At 59.9% G+C, this 16,102-nt stretch carries 11 protein-coding genes and 1 pseudogene; 7 read left to right on the top strand and 5 right to left on the bottom strand.

Features of this window, described 5'->3' with window-relative positions; all coding sequences use genetic code 11:
• Positions 1–163: 163 nt before the first annotated feature.
• The 3 genes from pta to pdxR form a co-directional block, all read right to left on the bottom strand.
• Positions 164–1,162 carry a phosphate acetyltransferase gene (gene pta, locus ACZ1HM_RS19750; protein WP_472744304.1) on the bottom strand — a complete coding sequence of 333 codons (999 nt, stop codon included), beginning with the start codon at positions 1,160–1,162 and terminating at the stop codon, positions 164–166.
• Positions 1,163–1,193: 31 nt separating this feature from the next.
• Positions 1,194–2,975, bottom strand: coding sequence for a sulfoacetaldehyde acetyltransferase (xsc, locus tag ACZ1HM_RS19745; protein WP_472744303.1), 1,782 nt, complete (start codon positions 2,973–2,975; stop codon positions 1,194–1,196).
• Between the two features lie 104 nt (positions 2,976–3,079).
• Positions 3,080–4,543, bottom strand: a complete 1,464-nt coding sequence (gene pdxR, locus ACZ1HM_RS19740) for a MocR-like pyridoxine biosynthesis transcription factor PdxR (RefSeq protein ID WP_472744302.1) — start codon at positions 4,541–4,543, stop codon at positions 3,080–3,082.
• Positions 4,544–4,946: 403 nt separating this feature from the next.
• On the opposite strand from pdxR, the gene ACZ1HM_RS19735 reads away from it, so the two are divergent.
• Positions 4,947–5,273, top strand: a complete 327-nt coding sequence (locus ACZ1HM_RS19735; protein ID WP_472744301.1) for a hypothetical protein — start codon at positions 4,947–4,949, stop codon at positions 5,271–5,273.
• 401 nt (positions 5,274–5,674) lie between these two features.
• Here the strand turns inward: ACZ1HM_RS19735 and ACZ1HM_RS19730 are convergent, their stop codons facing one another.
• Complete coding sequence (locus tag ACZ1HM_RS19730; RefSeq protein WP_472744300.1) at positions 5,675–7,066, bottom strand: aminotransferase family protein; 1,392 nt, start codon at positions 7,064–7,066, stop codon at positions 5,675–5,677.
• Between the two features lie 286 nt (positions 7,067–7,352).
• On the opposite strand from ACZ1HM_RS19730, the gene ACZ1HM_RS19725 reads away from it, so the two are divergent.
• The 6 genes from ACZ1HM_RS19725 to ACZ1HM_RS19700 all read left to right on the top strand — a co-directional run bounded on the left by ACZ1HM_RS19725 (position 7,353) and on the right by ACZ1HM_RS19700 (position 13,995).
• Positions 7,353–9,110 carry a DUF4214 domain-containing protein gene (locus ACZ1HM_RS19725; protein WP_472744299.1) on the top strand — a complete coding sequence of 586 codons (1,758 nt, stop codon included), beginning with the start codon at positions 7,353–7,355 and terminating at the stop codon, positions 9,108–9,110.
• Between the two features lie 103 nt (positions 9,111–9,213).
• Entirely contained in the window at positions 9,214–10,194 is a 981-nt protein-coding gene (locus ACZ1HM_RS19720; RefSeq protein ID WP_472744298.1) for an NAD(P)/FAD-dependent oxidoreductase, read from the top strand.
• Positions 10,140–10,508 (top strand): FAD-dependent oxidoreductase, encoded by a 369-nt coding sequence (locus ACZ1HM_RS19715; protein WP_472744297.1) that lies wholly within the window; start codon positions 10,140–10,142, stop codon positions 10,506–10,508. The genes ACZ1HM_RS19720 and ACZ1HM_RS19715 overlap by 55 nt, the downstream gene beginning before the upstream one ends.
• A 301-nt stretch (positions 10,509–10,809) precedes the next feature.
• Positions 10,810–11,811 (top strand): taurine ABC transporter substrate-binding protein, encoded by a 1,002-nt coding sequence (locus tag ACZ1HM_RS19710; protein WP_472744296.1) that lies wholly within the window; start codon positions 10,810–10,812, stop codon positions 11,809–11,811.
• Positions 11,812–11,920: 109 nt separating this feature from the next.
• The gene (locus ACZ1HM_RS19705) at positions 11,921–12,727 is read left to right on the top strand and encodes a taurine ABC transporter ATP-binding protein (RefSeq protein WP_472744295.1); all 807 of its coding nucleotides are present in this window, start codon (positions 11,921–11,923) and stop codon (positions 12,725–12,727) included.
• Positions 12,724–13,995, top strand: a complete 1,272-nt coding sequence (locus ACZ1HM_RS19700; RefSeq protein WP_472744294.1) for an ABC transporter permease — start codon at positions 12,724–12,726, stop codon at positions 13,993–13,995. Before ACZ1HM_RS19705 ends, ACZ1HM_RS19700 begins: the two co-directional genes overlap by 4 nt.
• A 129-nt stretch (positions 13,996–14,124) precedes the next feature.
• On the opposite strand, the pseudogene ACZ1HM_RS19695 reads toward ACZ1HM_RS19700, so the two are convergent.
• Positions 14,125–16,058: pseudogene (locus ACZ1HM_RS19695) on the bottom strand (DEAD/DEAH box helicase).
• Positions 16,059–16,102: the final 44 nt, after the last annotated feature.

The raw sequence follows: 16,102 nt of genomic DNA, 5'->3' as shown, positions 1-16,102 counted from the left end.
GGCAGGACATGGATGATATGGGCCTCTGGGGGCGGGCGACACCTGCCGCACCTGCACCATTGAGGGGGTGTTTGGGGGCGGGCATATCGCCGCCAGGTACAGGCGGCGCAGGCTCAGGTTTGCTCAAGCTCATTCTGACCCTTTCAGCGGCACCCATGGTCGATCACGTCTGGCACTGCAGAACGGTCACAGCAATCATATTTGTGACGTCTGGTGCGGTGCAGCCACGTGACAGGTCATTGGCCGGTTTTGCAAGCCCTTGCAGGATCGGACCAATCGCGTCGCAGCCGCCGATCCGTTGGGCGATCTTATAGCCGATGTTGCCGGCATCCAGGTTGGGAAAGATCATCACGTTGGCATGACCGGCCACAGCCGATCCCGGGGCCTTTGAGCTGCCGACAGAGGGGACAAAGGCCGCGTCAAACTGCAACTCTCCGTCTGCGTCCAGATCAGGGTGGGATGCGCGCAGCAAGCCAAGCGCCTCTGTTACCTTGGTGACTTTGGGGTGTTTTGCGCTGCCCATGGTGGAAAAGCTCAGCAGGCCCACCTTGGGTGTCTCTCCCAGCAATTGCGCATGAGAGGCGGCAGAGGCGGCGGCAATCGCGGCCAGCTCTTCTGCGGAGGGGTCAATGACAAGGCCGCAATCGCCAAATGTCATCGCGACCCGGCCAGAGGCGTGGCCCTCAGGCAGGACCATCAAAAAGAAACTCGACACCAATGGGGCATCACTGGCTTTGCCAATCACCTGCAATGCGGCGCGCACGGTGTCCGAGGTTGTCGCCACAGCGCCGCCCACGGTGCCATCTGCATGGCCGTTGCGCACCATTGCGGCGGCGAAAATCAAAGGGTTCAGCGCCTGCTTTGCGGCATCTTCGGGAGTTACACCACGGTGCTGGCGCAGGGTGTGAAAGGTCTCGGCAACCTCTTGCCTCAAATCAGAGGTCGCAGGATCCGCAATCGCGATGTGATCGCTGTCGGTGGCACCCGCCTCTTTCAACAGGGCAGATACGTCAGCCTCAGGGCCAACCAGGGTCACCTGGCCAATGCCCGCGCGGACAGCCTCAAGCGCGCCGGCCACGACCCGGGGGTCGTGGCCTTCGCTAAGAACGATATGGGCAGGCCGCGCCGCTGCGCGCTGTTGCAGCTGATGCAGGACGGTCATGGCCTACCCCTTGTTATGCCAGGTTCCGCGTTCAAGCGACTTCCTGGGGACGCATGTCATCCGCGCTGATGCCAGCCACAGAAACGGGCTTTTTCATCGCGTCGCGGCGGAAGGGCTCGCCCAGTTCCTGGTTGATCATGGCTTCGATCAGCGTGGTCTTGCCGTGGTTCATCTGATCATCGATCGCCTTGTTCAGGGCCGCTGTCAGCTCATCCATGGTGCGGGCAACAACGCCTTCCAGGCCACAGGCCTGCGCGATACCGGCATAGGACACTTCTTCATCCAGCTCGGTGCCGACAAAGTTGTCGTCGAACCAAAGTGTTGAATTCCGCTTTTCCGCGCCCCACTGGTAGTTGCGGAACACGATCTGCGTGATCGGAGGCCAATCGCCACGGCCAATCGCCGTCAGCTCGTTCACCGCGATGCCAAACGCACCGTCGCCTGCAAAGCCAACCACTGGCACGTCTGGGCAGCCAATCTTGGCACCTGCAATCGCAGGCAGACCGTAGCCGCAAGGACCAAAGAGGCCCGGTGCCAGATATTTCCGGCCTGCGTCAAAGTCAGGATAGGCGTTACCAATCGCACAGTTGTTGCCGATGTCTGAGGAAATGATCGCCTCACGGGGCAGCGCCTGCTGAATGGCGCGCCATGCCATGCGGGGGGACATCCAGTCTGGCTTGGCCGCGCGGGCCCGCTCGTTCCAGGTTGTGCCTGGGTCGTCCTGCTCTTCGTTCATCGAAGACAGTTCCTGCGCCCAGCGGGATTTCGTGTTTGCAATCAGGTTCTTGCGGTCATCACGGCCTTCGTCACCTGCGTCATCGCTCAGGTTGTTCAGGATGCCTTTAGCAACCTTTGCCGCGTCGCCCACGATGCCCACGCTGACTTTCTTGGTCAGACCAATGCGGTCAGGGTTGATGTCGACCTGAATGATCTTCGCGTCCGTTGGCCAATAGTCGATGCCATAGCCAGGCAGGGTGGAGAATGGGTTCAGGCGTGTGCCCAAAGCCAGGACCACATCCGCCTTGGAGATCAGCTCCATCCCGGCTTTGGACCCGTTATAGCCCAAGGGGCCTGCAAACAGCGGGTGCGACCCTGGGAAGGCGTCGTTGTGCTGATAGCCCACGCAAACCGGTGCGGTCAGCGCTTCGGCCAATGCTTTGGACGCTTCAATGCCGCCCTCGGCCAAAACAGCGCCCGCGCCGTTCAGGATGACAGGGAACTTTGCGCCAGACAGCAGCTTGGCCGCTTCGGCAACTGAGTTTTCGCCACCGGGGGACCGTTCGAATTCGATGGGGTCAGGGATTTCGATGTCCACGACCTGTGTCCAGAAATCACGTGGGATGTTCAGCTGTGCAGGGCCGGACAGACGCTTGGCCTGGCTGATCACGCGGGTCAGTACCTCTGCCACGCGGGATGGGTCACGGACTTCTTCCTGATAGGCAACCATGTCTTCGAACAGTTTCATCTGCTCAACTTCCTGGAAGCCACCTTGACCAATGGTTTTGTTGGCGGCCTGTGGGGTAACCAAAAGCAAAGGAGTGTGGTTCCAGTATGCAGTCTTAACAGCTGTCACAAAGTTTGTGATGCCGGGGCCGTTCTGCGCAATCATCATCGACATCTTGCCGGTGGCGCGTGTGTAGCCGTCTGACATCATGCCGGCGCTGCCTTCATGGGCGCAGTCCCAGAACTTGATGCCTGCTGTGGGGAACAGGTCGGAGATCGGCATCATGGCCGAACCGATGATCCCGAATGCGTTGTCGATGCCGTGGCGCTGGAGGACTTTTACAAAAGCCTCTTCGGTCGTCATTTTCATAACTGATGATCCTTGGTGATGTGTGGATAGGGCAGTGCTTGGGCGCAACCTAGTTTGCGCGGAGATTCGACGTTAGGTCCAAAGGTCGCGATGCGTAATGCCAGTTAGGCAAACCGCCTTAGTTCGTTTGCCACAATGTCCAACCCTTCCGCAATCCGATTTGCAGGGATGGAGGAATAGGCCAGACGGTAGTAATTCGCCGGCTGATGCGCCCCGGCGAAAAACGGGCGGCCCGGTTCGATCAGGACGTTGCGGCCATGCAGCCGTTGGACCAGCTCATCTGTGTTCACATGATCCGGGGCGCGCATCCAGAAAGACGATCCGCCAAAGTAACCCCGGCCTGAAATCTCCAGCCCATGTGCGGCAATCGCGGTTTCCATCACCTTGCGGCGGTCTTGCAAAGCGGCGCCCATGCGCCTGATCAGGGCATCATAATGCCCCAGCGACAGGAAATAGGCCGCCGTGCGCTGGATATGCCCCGGTGGGTGACGCAGCACGGATGCGCGCAGGGCGCGGGCCTCTCGGATAAAGGGTTCAGAGCCGACCAGATAGCCCAGACGCAGGCCCGGAAAGAGCGACTTTGAAAAGCTGCCCACATAGATCACGCGCCCATCGGTATCCAAGGATTTCAGCGCTGGAGAAGGGGATTTGAGAAAGGACATCTCAAACTCGTAATCGTCCTCCACAATCAATGCGCCGTTCTGTTGTGCGGTCTCCAACAGCTGATGTCTGCGGTGCAGGGGCATGGTTGCGTTGGTGGGGCATTGGTGGCTGGGCGTGGTGAAAATCACATCCGTATCGGGGGGGATGGCATCGGGCGGCAGGCCGTCCTGATCCACGCGCACAGGGGTTACATAGCAGCGGGACTGGGACAAAATGCCTCGCAGCGCGGGATAGCAGGGATCTTCCAGCGCGGCGCGGCGGCGTTGGGTCAGCAAGACTTGCGTGGTAAGCCACAGCGCGTTTTGGGCACCCAGTGTAATGAGGATCTGTTCAGGGCGCGCCGTGATGCCCCGGCGGGGCAGGGTGTGGCGGGCGATGAATTCGATAAGCTGCGGGTCGTCCTGATCGTAATAATCGGTGGTCAGCGATGTGAAGTCGCGCTGGCCCAAAGCCTGCAAGGCGCAAAGCCGCCAGTTTGCGTGATCAAAGAGCGTCGGATCGGCCTGACCATAGATGAAAGGATAGCGAAACTTGGCCCAGTCCTGCGGTTTGCTCATCGTGGCACCGCCGCTGAACTTCTGGCCTATGACGCGGCCCCAATCGACGGCATCCTGGCTTTCCGGGCTGGCTGCAAAGGCAGGTGGAGACGGCGCATTTGCGGATACGAAATAGCCCGAACGCCCGCGCGAGGTGAGGTAATCATTCGCCAAAAGCTCAGTATACGCGATCGTGACGGTGATCCGGCTGACCCCCAAATGGGCGGCGAGTTTTCGGGTGGAGGGCAGCTTTTCCCCCTTTTGAAACCGTCCTGACAGGATGCCTTGCGCAATCATCTGCTGGATCTGCTGTTGCAGCGTGCCTTGCCCGTCTGGGTGCAGAAAGAAGGTTTCAACAGGGAGTGCCATAGGCAGAGTATACGCTGGCCTTAGCGCGACATCAATCTGGCATTATCGTGGGGTGAAACCAAAAATGGCTAAGTAAACTGTACCACTGCAGGTCGCGAAAGTAAAGTGATTAATGAGACCTGAGGTTTCATTTATTGTGCGGTAGGCTGCGATTGGCCTTTTGGAGTGGCGGCAGAGGCCCCTTCGCGGCAGATCGAAAATATCAATATAAAACAAGGTTTTGGGTGGTCTCAGGGCGAGGTTGGGGCTGAGTATTAAGGCTTTCCTAATTTTCACACCCTGTGCACAGCGCGTGCACCACAGCGGCATACACTTGCCTTACCTCAGGGTAAAGCGGTGCGCTGAGCGGGCAGAGGTATCTGCGTTTCCCCTATGGTGGGGATGTGATAAAAGACCAGAAAATGTGCAGAGAATTGATTTGAAACACGCGATCCCCAAACGCCGCGATCCTTTTGACATGCTTGCGTCCGCAGTGGACGCCGGATGGGAAACGGTGGCGTCGATACCGTTGAAGGGCGAGGGGATGTTCTGGGTGCTGACGCTGTCTGGTCTTGTCAGACTTGCGCGCAACCGAAAGCCTTTTCGCCAAGCCCGGCCCAAAGATGGATACGGGCCGATGCGCACCACGGTGAGTTCGGTGGAAACCGGGAATTATCTGGCGGCGATTGCGTGGAAACGGATTGATGAGACCGGCACCGCGATGCCGCCAGCGATTACACCCAGCCGGTAAGCCAGCACTTTAACACCTTAGAATGCGCGGCCTTGCGCCAAGTCAGGGAATTCGGCGCATTTTGCGATGCCTTGTGCACCGGTGTCAGGACCCATCAGCTCGCTCCGCTGGGTTGAAGGGTTTTCCCCTTAGCCACCCCCCGACAGCGCATTGCACGGCGATGTCGCGGGAGGAGGGGTACATCTGCTTGAAGCTCAACAAGCGGTCCTGCCCAGATGCGCCTTGTCATGAGAAGAACTGCCAAACCAGTGGTGCCAGATGAATGGGATCTGAGACCCGACGCCTTTCGCACGCGCCCTTGTCCGCCTCCGAAACAAAAGGCCCCGCCTGAAACGGGGCCTTTGATATTGTCAGCCGTTATCGGGGCGCGTCTTTGATGCCGCCCCGTTGCACGCCAGGTCTTACCCGAAGACGCGGCCCAGAGCGCCGTCAACCGCTTCGACGATCTGGTTGATGTCGTCCTTGGTGGCGATCAGCGCGGGCGAGAAGCACAGCGTGTTGTTCCGACCAGGCAGGGAGCGGTTTGTGGCCCCGATGATGACGCCTTGTTGCATGCAGTCACCGACCACCGCCTGGACGTGCTTTTCATCTGCTGTCGCGCGGGTGTCGCGGTCTTGGACCAGCTCGCAGCCCAGGAACAGGCCTTTGCCGCGGACCTGGCCAATCACCGCGTGCTTGTCTGCAAGGGCGGACAGCTGATCGAACATGTAGTGGCCCATGTTGGTGGTGTTCTCCAACAGACCTTCTTCTTCGATGATGCGCATGTTCTCAATGCCCGCGGTTGGGCCAGCGGTGCAGCCGCCAAAGGTTGAGATATCGCGGAAGTAGTTCATCGGATCGCTGGCATCGTCTTTGAACATGTCAAAGACTTCTTCGGTGGTGACCAGGCAGGCAATCGCCGCATAGCCGGAGGCCACGCCTTTGGCCATTGTCACCATGTCCGGCTTGATGCCGTAGTGCTGATACCCGAACCACGTGCCGGTCCGGCCCACGCCGCAGACCACTTCATCGATGTGGAGCAGGATGTCGTACTTTTTGCAGATCTCCTGCACCCGCTCCCAATAGCCCTCAGGTGGGGTGATCACGCCGCCGCCTGCGGTCACAGGTTCAAGGCAGAGGGCACCGACGGTGTCGGGGCCTTCGCGCAGAATGACGGCTTCGATCTGGTCAGCAGCCCAGACGCCGTAGTTTTCCTGCGGCGCGCCGTCTTGTTCAAAGGAACGGTATTCCAGGCAGTGCGGCACGCGCACAAAGCCATCGGTGAACGGGCCGTATTGCGCGTTGCGCTCATCTTGCCCACCGGCGGACAGGCAAGAGATGGTTGTGCCGTGATAGTCGCGGTCGCGGTAGAGGATTTTGTTCTTCTTGCCGCCATAGCGCTTGTGCGCGATCTGACGGACCATTTTGAAGCCCTTCTCGTTCGCCTCGGACCCGGAGTTGCAATAATAGACGCGCGTCATGCCGGGCATCTTGTCGATCAGCATCTCAGCGAAGTTGGAGCCGGGAATGGAGCCTGCGGAGCCCGCAAAGTAGTTCAGCTTGACCAGTTGGTCGCGCACAGCATCTGCAATCCGTTCGCGGCCATAGCCGACATTCACGGTCCACACGCCGCCGGAGACGCCGTCGATGTGTTCTTTGCCCTTTTGATCCCAGACGCGCATGCCTTTGCCTTCGACAATGATGCGGGGGTCTGTGGTTTCATAGGGTTTGTGCTGACTCAGATGGTGCCAAATGTGCGCGCGGTCAGCTTCTACTACGCGGGAGAGATCGTTTTCGTTGAAATTGCCGTCCATGGTGGTCAACCTTTCTGTGCGCGAAAATAGCGAAATCGGGGCAGCAGTTGCCCCGTGATACCCCTTCTTTGCTGGTAGAACAGAGAATCGAGTAGGGCCAGAGGTTTCACTTTGATAGCGCCAGAACGGGCACCTGTCTAATGATGCCTTGCCAGATGCGACAGTTATGCCTGTCTGGCCTGTGGCACGCCAAAGATCGCCCATCTTTTGAGCGTCGCAATGAGGCGTTGACAGTGCACCGGGCGCAAGGCCCTACTGTTGCGACTGTTTCTAATGAGTGAGCGCCATGAACCCCGAAGACTCCGTCCTTGTTGCTGCCCTGTCGTCTTATGACAGTGATGATGTTCTGACCTCTTCTTCCGTGACCTTTGGGTTCTTGGATGCTGGAGAGACGATTTTCACGCAAGAATTCACCGGCTCCACCAGCCAGTCGCTCAGCTGGTCTGAGACGCAGAAGGATTTTGTCCGCGATACCTTTGCCTACATTTCCACGATCGTGAACGTGACCTTCACGGAATCGACGTCCAGCAACCTGGCCATTGAATTTGTTGAGGTGGAGAGCTTGGGCCCCGAGGTTGCCGGGTATTCGGAGCCGATGGGGGCGGGCATGAGCCAGATTGTCGTGCCCACGGAGTTCATCGGTTTCGATGACGTCACCCTGATCCATGAGATCGGGCATTCCATCGGGTTGAGCCATCCGTTTGACGGGCCAAGTAACCTGCCCGGTGTGACCACGGATGCAGACCCCGGCACCTTTGGGTTGAACAGTGAATTCACCACGCGGATGTCCTACACACCCGGCATCGACCCGATGCATCCCACGGTCGATATTGAGGGCGAGGCCTATGCCTTTGGCGCGCTGGATATTGCCGCGCTGCACCTTCTTTATGGGGCGAACACCAGCACCGGGCTTGGCGATACCTTTTATGGTGAGGGCGAAGGCTTTGTCACGATATGGGACAATGGCGGGACCGATTCCATTGATTTTTCCGGGGCCACGGAGAACGCGGTGATTGATCTGCGCGCTGCCACACTGGCGTTGGAGCCGGGCGGCGGTGGGTTCATGTCCTTTGTCGGGCGTGAGGGCGGGACGGTTGCGCGTGGCGGCTATACCATCGCCCATGGTGTTGAGGTTGAGAACGCGCTGGGCGGGCGCGGCGATGACACGCTGACGGGCAACGCGCTGGCCAATTTCATCACCGGCGGTGGCGGCAATGACACCATTGACGGTGGTGACGGGATGGATACGGGCATCTATTCGGGCGCGCAGGACAGCTATACCCTGACGCTGAGCGCGCAGGGCACGACCTTGGCCGATCGGCGCAGCGATGGGGACGGCACGGATGAGCTGTCAAATCTGGAGGCGCTGGTGTTTGGCGACAACACGGGCGGGCCATTTGATTTGACGACCTTTGCGGGCGCCCAGTCGCTGACGCAGGCGCAGATGGACAGCTTTATTGAGCTCTACATCGCGTATTTCAATCGTGCGCCGGATGCGATTGGTTTGAACTTCTGGGGCACCGCCTTTGCCGGGGGGACGAGCCTGCAGCAGATGGCGGCGGAGTTCATTGATCAGGATGAGACGCGGGCCACCTATGCGGAGGATCTGAGCAACGCGGATTTTGCCACGGCGGTCTATAGCAATGTGCTGGGCCGGGCGGCGGATCAAGAGGGCTTTGATTTCTGGGTGGGCGTATTGGACGCCGGCACGGTAGGCCGGGATCAGTTTATCCTGGAGGTGCTGGGCGGTGCCAAGGCGGACGCCCCGGCGGATGCGACGGATGCGTTTATCACCCAGCAGGCAGCGGACCGGCAGTATCTGGAAACCAAGACAGATATTGGTGCCTATTACGCCGTCATTCGCGGCATGTCTGATGTGAGCGATGCATCGGCTGCGATGGCGCTTTATACCGGCACGGCCGACAGCGTGACCGCGGCGCGGTCCGCGATTGACAGCCAGTATGCGGCGGCGCTGGATGCGGAGAACGGGGCGTTCTTGATGCAGCTGGTCGGGGTCATTGACGATCCCTTTGCGGCTGTTTGAGCCTGGCTAGGGTCAGGTGCCGAAGACATGGGGCGCTGGACCTATCCAAGCTCTGTGATTGGACCTTGTTCCAAGGGCCAGCGCGCTGTGGGATAGGCCTGAGATGGAACAAAAAGACGCCTTTTGGAATGCTACCGCCGCGCCGGGTATCGCGCCGCCTGCGCTGGCGGATGATCTAAGCTGTGATGTCGCCATTGTGGGCGGCGGGTTTACCGGCCTGAGGGCGGCCTTGCTGCTGGCCGAAGCGGGGGTGCGCGTGGCCGTGTTTGAGGCAGGCGACGTGGCCAACGGCGCCTCTGGGCGCAGCGGGGGGCAGGTGAACCCGATGCTGCCCGTCTCAAAACCAGATGATCTGCGCGCAGCAGTGGGAACCAAGTATTTTGAGCGGTTGGCCGAGGTCGCGCTGCGGTCTGCTGATGATCTTTTTGAGCTGGTTGAGACCTACCAGATCCGTTGTGAGGCGCGGCAGAAGGGATGGCTGCGGGCCGATCATTGTGCCGCGGCGCGGGACACCAGCCAGACCAACGCAAAGCTGTGGAACAACTTTGGGGCCACGTTTGAATTTGTAGGCGCCTCTGATGTGCAGCGGATGACTGGGGCGCATGGCTATGTCTCGGGCACGGTGAACACGCGGGGCGGGGCGGTGCAACCGCTGGCGTTGACGCGGGGCTTGGCCCAGGTGGCCCTACAGGCCGGGGCGCAGGTGTTCAGCCACTCCCCCGTCACCGATATCGCGCGCGCTGGTGCGGCATGGGTGCTGCGCGTCGCGGGCCACCAGGTGTGCGCAGAAAAGGTGATTGTCGCCACCAATGGATATACCGACGGGCTGGTAGCTGGGCTGAAACGGTCGGTCTTGCCGCTGACCAGTATTCAGATCGCAACAGAGCCGTTGGAGGAGGACCGGCTTGGTCCGCTTTGCCCCGAAGGCCATACGATTTCGGACACCCGCCGCCTGATCATGTATTGCCGCCGCGAACCGGGCGGGCAGTTCATTTATGGCGGGATCGGCTACCGCACACCAACGGGGGTGTGGGCGGTTTTCAGTGGCTTTATAAAGATGCGCCACAGATTTTCCCCGCCCTGAAAGGGGTGAAGTGGCACTATCGTTGGGGTGGCAGTATTGCGCTGACGCCTGACCGGGTGCCGCATCTACATGAGCCGCAACCGGGGTTGATCTGTGGTTTGGGCTATAATGGGCGCGGGGTTGCGATGAGCCTGGTGATGGGGCGCGAATTGGCCCGGCGCGCCTTGGGCACCGCGCTTGAGGATTTGCCGTTTCCGGTGGCCCCGATCACACCCTATGCTTTTCGAGAGCCACAGGTTTTGGGGGCGGGATTGGCGATGTCCTATCTGCGTCTGCGGGACCAGTGGGAGATGCAGAGCGCGCAGGCAGCATAGGCCGCAGGCGCAAACTGGACTCATAGCCGGGGCTGGATTGGTTGTTTATTCTTGGCCCCATAACACCCCCTATGTGCGCCAATTGCAGCGTAAAGCAGCAACTGTTCAACTTGTGCTAAATTCGCTGGGCGGGGGGCGGAAACTGTTTGCGCTTCTGAACAAGAAGCGACAGTGTGCCGCCTGATGTCTGCGTCTTTACCAGGAAAATGAGAGAAAAGGTTTCATTAAACGGGTGAAAACCGGAGGCTCATCACACACCTGGCCCAATAGGTCAGGAATAACGATCAAAGGGAGAACTTTAATGATCAAAAAATCTGCAACAGGTTTTGTGGCCGGCGTCGTCATGGCGATGACAGGTCAAGCTGCCATGGCCGATGGCCACGGCGAAATCACCGTCGCATACTTCTTGGAGTGGCCAATGCCATTCCTGGCCGCCAAAGCGGACGGCAAGTACGAAGAAGCGCTGGGCAAGAAAATCAACTGGGTGTCCTTCGAGACCGGCACGGCGATGTCCGCGGCGATGGCCTCTGGCGATGTTCAGATCTCTGTTTCTCAGGGTGTGCCACCTTTCGTGGTTGCGTCATCCGGCGGTCAGGACATTCAGGTTGTCGACGTTGCGGTCAGCTATTCTGACAACGACAACTGCGTTGTGCACGCAGACCTGGAAGTGGACAAAAGCAGCGCGGGCGAGCTGGCTGGCAAGAAAGTTGCTGTGCCACTGGGGACAGCTGCGCACTACGGCTTCCTGCGTCAGATGGATCACTTCGGCGTTGACCTGGCCTCCTTGCAGGTTGTTGACATGGCACCCCCAGAAGGTGCGGCTGCTCTGAGCCAGAAAGCGGTTGATTTCGCTTGTGGTTACGGCGGTGGTCTGACCCGCATGAAAGAGTACGGCAACGTGCTGTTGACCGGTGACGAAAAAGAAGAGCTGGGCATCCTGGTGTTCGACGTGACCTCCGCCCCTGCGGATTACATCGCTGAGAACGGTGACGAGATGGCGAAGTTCCTGAAGGTGACTGCGGATGCAAACGCCGAGTGGAACAGCGGCCAGAGCGACGAGATGCTGGCAAAGATCGCCAAGGAAGCTGGTATGGATATGGAAGCGGCCAAAGCGTCTATCTCCACCATGAAGTTCCCAAGCGTCGCGGATCAGCTGGGCCAGGGTTGGCTGGGCGGCAATGCGGCCACCTTCATGAAGGGTGTGGCAGACGTATTTGTCAGCGCGGGCTCCATTGATGCCGCTTTGGACAGCTATGAAGGGGCGGTTAACACTGCGCCTTTGACAGCCGCAAACGACATGTAATTGCGACCCGGTGCGGCCCTCAGCGGGGCCGCACCACACATTTGAAAGACCAATGAAAAGACGGGGTAAACCCGTTCTGCTTGGCCGTGGTGGCCAGAAAGCCAGGGACATGACCGGACTTAAAATCGACAATATATCCATGCGATTTGACCTGCCCGATGGGGGCTATGTGCAAGCGCTGAAAAACGTCTCGCTTGATCTGAAAGCGGGGGAACTGCTGAGCGTGCTGGGGCCATCGGGCTGTGGCAAGACCACGCTTTTGAACATCGTGGCAGGCTTTCTTGCGCCGACGGATGGGCAGATGGTGCTGAACGGTCACAAGATTACAGGCCCCGATGCCGAACGCGGCATGGTGTTCCAGCAAGGTGCTCTTTTTGAGTGGATGTCTGTGCGTGAGAACGTGGGCTTTGGCCCGTCCATGAAGGGCATGGCGCGCGCCGAGAAAGACGAGACAGTGAACCATCTGTTGGATGTGGTGGGCCTGCAGGACTTCAAAGAAAAGGCCGTTTATGAGCTTTCGGGTGGGATGCAGCAGCGTGTGGCCTTGGCCCGCTGTCTGGCCAATGACCCGGACGTGATTTTGATGGACGAACCGCTGGGCGCGCTGGATGCGTTGACCCGCGAAAAGATGCAGAGCCTTGTGCTGAAGCTTTGGAAAGAGACGGGTAAGACGATCATCCTGATCACGCACTCGGTTGAAGAGGCGTTGTTGTTGGGCGAACGTCTGATCGTGATGGCGCCCCGTCCGGGCCGCATTCACAAAGAATACAACCTGCCCTTTGCCGAGCTTGGGGTGAATTCCGATCTGCGTGAGGTGAAAAAGCATGCGGAGTTTGGTCCGCGTCGCGAAGAGATCCTGAACATGATCTGGGATATGGAAGAAGAGATTATGGGCACCAAGGAGGACGCAGCATGACCGGCGTATTCTTCTTTGCCGTTTATGTCGGCATCTTTGTTGTCTCAGCTTTCGTGGTGACCCGGTTAAGCCGGGGGATTGCGGATTATACCTCTTTGAAGACCGTAACCTTTGGCGATGAGAGCGCGGTGCGCCCGAACCGTTGGGCCGGGATCATCTCCATCATCACGATCTTTGTGATGTGGGGGATTTTCACGGGCTCCACCCTGTTGCCAAAGTTCCTGCATGCGCCGGGGCCGTTTGAGGGGCAGACCAGCTTTACCTATACCGCGCAGGCTGCTGATGGCAGCACGGATGACGCCACGGTGACCGTTGTGGTGCACCAGCGCGGCGAAGAGGTGGATGCGCCAGAGGTTGAGCCGGGCGACGGTTTTGCCAAGAACGACACCGCAACGCTGGCGGTGTGGCGGACCACGCTGATCCGTGTGGACAGCAATGATGAGATCACCAAGGCTGACGGTGCAAAGGTTGTGGCCATTGATGGCAAGCCCATCGCACCCGGCCAGAAGGTGAGCACTGCGGACGGGACTGTGACGCTGTCTGATAAGGGCACGCCGAACTTTGCGCCGACCTCAGGGTGGCAGATGGAGCCGTTGTATTTGCCGGCCCCTGAAGAGGTGTGGAAACGCTCTGTCGCGATTGCGCAGGAGGGGTTCCGTAACTTCACCTTGCTGGAGCATCTGGGCTATTCGCTGTTCCGCGTTGTTGTGGGCTTTTTGCTGGGGGCTGTTGTCGGCATCCCGCTGGGCTATGCTATGGGGTTGAGCAACTGGTTCCGCGGCTGGTTTGACCCCATCGTGGAATTCATGCGCCCAGTGCCGCCTTTGGCCTTGATCCCGCTGGTGATCATCTGGGCCGGCATTGGTGAGGCGGGCAAGATCATCCTGCTGTTCCTGGCGGCCTTGTGGATCATGGCGATTGCGGCGCGGGCCGGTGTGTCTGGCGTGAAAATCTCCAAGGTGCATGCGGCCTATTCGCTGGGGGCCAGCAAGTGGCAGATCATGCGCTATGTGATTGTGCCGAACTCTTTGCCCGAGATCTTTACCGGGGCCCGTGTGGCCATGGGGGTGTGCTGGGGCACTGTGGTTGCGGCCGAACTGGTGGCTGCTGAACAGGGGGCGGGGATGATGATCATGACCGCGTCCAAGTTCCAGAACACCGACATCGTGATCATGGGGATCATCCTGATTGGTGTGATCGGCTTTGGCATTGATATGCTGATGCGCTGGGCGGAACGGTTCCTGGTGCCCTGGAAGGGCAAGGGCTGATCAACGCCTGGAAGGTTATTCAGCCCCAAAGCTTTTGAAGGCTTTGGGGCTGTTTTTTTTAAACTCAGGTTTTTGGGGGGTGGCGTTTCCTTTGAAGGAAACGCGGCGGACCTTTTAAAAGGTCCGAGCCTAGCGTTTGTTTTTCTTGCCGATCTTATTGGGTGGGGTGAAACGCTTGGACGGGTCGCTGGCCCGCTTAAAGGTGGTCTTGCCCGGTTTCGCCCCGCGCCCTTTGGGCTTGGATTTGGGCGCGTCTTTCTTTTCAGGCTCGCGTTTCCAGACGGCTTTGGTCTTGGCCTTCTTGGGCCTGTCCTCAGACGACTTTGGCTTGTCTTCTACCTTGGCGCGCGGGGCGCTTTCTGGTGCGCGGCGCGGCTTTCGGGGTGCGCCGCTGGGGGCATCAGGATCGTAGGACGGTTTGTGCGGCCTTGGCTTGCCGCCCCCGCCTTTTCCCCCGCCGCCCTTACGCGGTCCGGGCTTTGGCCCGCGCGCCAGATCGGGGGCCCGGTCAAGCCGCGTGACGGCGACGTCTTCAACCTGCATGTCAGGCCCCAGGGCGTTGGTGAATTTCTGGGCTGAGCTTTCCAGAATTTCGACAAAGCTCTGATCTTGCTGTACCCGGATCGCGCCGATGTCGTCTTTGGTCAGGCCTGCGTTTTTGCACAGCATCGGCAGCAGTGTGCGCGGCTCTGCGCGCTGGTTGCGCCCCGTGGCCAGAGAGAACCAGACCGAGGGCCCAAAGCTGGGCCGGGGGCGGTCATCTTTTGCACCTGGGTCGCTGAGGTCTTCTGGGGCAGAGGCGCGGGCGCGGTAGAGGTTGACGAAAGCTGTGGCCAGAGCCTCAGCACCGTGGGTTTCTGCCAGTTTGGCGATCAGCTCTGCGCTCTCGTCCGTGGCAGGCTGTGACCAGACGGGATCCGACATCAGCCGGTCCCGGTCTGCGCCGTAGACCTCTTCGGCGGAGGGGGCGGGCGACCAATCGGCCTTGAGCTTGGCCCAGCCCAGCAGGCGGTTGGCCTTGGTGGTCATCTTGGGTGGCACGATAAGCGCCGAGACCCCTTTGCGCCCCGCGCGCCCGGTGCGCCCAGACCGGTGCAGCAGCGTATCTGCGTTGCTGGGCAGGTCGGCGTGAATGACAAGTTCCAGATGCGGCAGGTCAATGCCGCGGGCGGCCACATCCGTAGCGATGCACACGCGCGCGCGCCCGTCGCGCAGCGCTTGCAGGGCGTTGGTGCGTTCTGACTGGGTCAGCTCACCAGAGAGGGCCACAACGGAAAAGCCGCGGTTGGTGAATTTGGTGGTCAGCCGCGCCACCGTGGCGCGGGTGTTGCAGAACACGATGGCGTTCTTGGCCTCATAGAACCGCAGCACGTTGATGATGGCGTTTTCGGTATCACGCGGATGCACGTTGAGCGCGCGGTAAGTGATGTCGGCGTGCTGTTTGGTCTCGCTCTTGACGCTAATGCGTTGGGCGTCGTGCTGATAGGATTGCGCCAGCTTGGCGATGGCCTGGGGCACGGTGGCTGAGAACATCAGCGTGCGGCGGTCTTCGGGGGCTTCCGACAGGATGAATTCCAGCTCTTCGCGAAAGCCCATGTCGAGCATTTCATCGGCTTCATCCAGCACCACGGCGCGCAGGCTGCCCAGGTCGATGTTGCCGCGTTTGATGTGATCACAAAGCCGCCCAGGCGTGGCCACCACCACATGACAGCCGCGATCAAGCGCGCGGCGTTCGCTGCGCTGATCCATGCCGCCTACACAGGTGGTCACCACGGCCCCGGCGGGGCCGTAAAGCCAGCTGAGCTCGCGGCTGACCTGCATGGCCAGTTCGCGGGTGGGGGCGATGATCAGGGCCAGGGGGCAGAGGCGGGACCAAAGTGGGTGTCTTCGCCCAGCACGCTGGGGGCAATGGCCAGGCCAAAGCCCACGGTTTTGCCGGATCCGGTTTGGGCTGAGACCAATAGATCCTGGGTGGCCAGGGCCGGGTCGGTCACGGCCTCTTGCACGGCGGTGAGGGTGTCATAGCCTTGGGCGGCTAGCGCATCGGCAAGTGTTTGGATCACGGGGGAGGGGTGTCCTGTTGTGGGAGGGCTTGCCCCTGGGGGCA

The organism is Sulfitobacter sp. GN1-4, assembly GCF_055693825.1.
The sequence above is the reverse complement of the archived record's forward strand: the minus strand, read 5'-3'. Positions and strand labels throughout refer to the sequence as shown.

Bases quoted from the DNA above. Each gene is read 5' to 3' on its own strand.
- pta (WP_472744304.1), bottom strand. From the start codon at position 1,162: ATGACCGTCCTGCATCAGCTGCAACAGCGCGCAGCGGCGCGGCCTGCC.
- xsc (WP_472744303.1), bottom strand. From the start codon at position 2,975: ATGAAAATGACGACCGAAGAGGCTTTTGTAAAAGTCCTCCAGCGCCAC.
- pdxR (WP_472744302.1), bottom strand. From the start codon at position 4,543: ATGGCACTCCCTGTTGAAACCTTCTTTCTGCACCCAGACGGGCAAGGC.
- ACZ1HM_RS19730 (WP_472744300.1), bottom strand. From the start codon at position 7,066: ATGGACGGCAATTTCAACGAAAACGATCTCTCCCGCGTAGTAGAAGCT.
- ACZ1HM_RS19725 (WP_472744299.1), top strand. From the start codon at position 7,353: ATGAACCCCGAAGACTCCGTCCTTGTTGCTGCCCTGTCGTCTTATGAC.
- ACZ1HM_RS19720 (WP_472744298.1), top strand. From the start codon at position 9,214: ATGGAACAAAAAGACGCCTTTTGGAATGCTACCGCCGCGCCGGGTATC.
- ACZ1HM_RS19710 (WP_472744296.1), top strand. From the start codon at position 10,810: ATGATCAAAAAATCTGCAACAGGTTTTGTGGCCGGCGTCGTCATGGCG.
- ACZ1HM_RS19705 (WP_472744295.1), top strand. From the start codon at position 11,921: ATGACCGGACTTAAAATCGACAATATATCCATGCGATTTGACCTGCCC.
- ACZ1HM_RS19700 (WP_472744294.1), top strand. From the start codon at position 12,724: ATGACCGGCGTATTCTTCTTTGCCGTTTATGTCGGCATCTTTGTTGTC.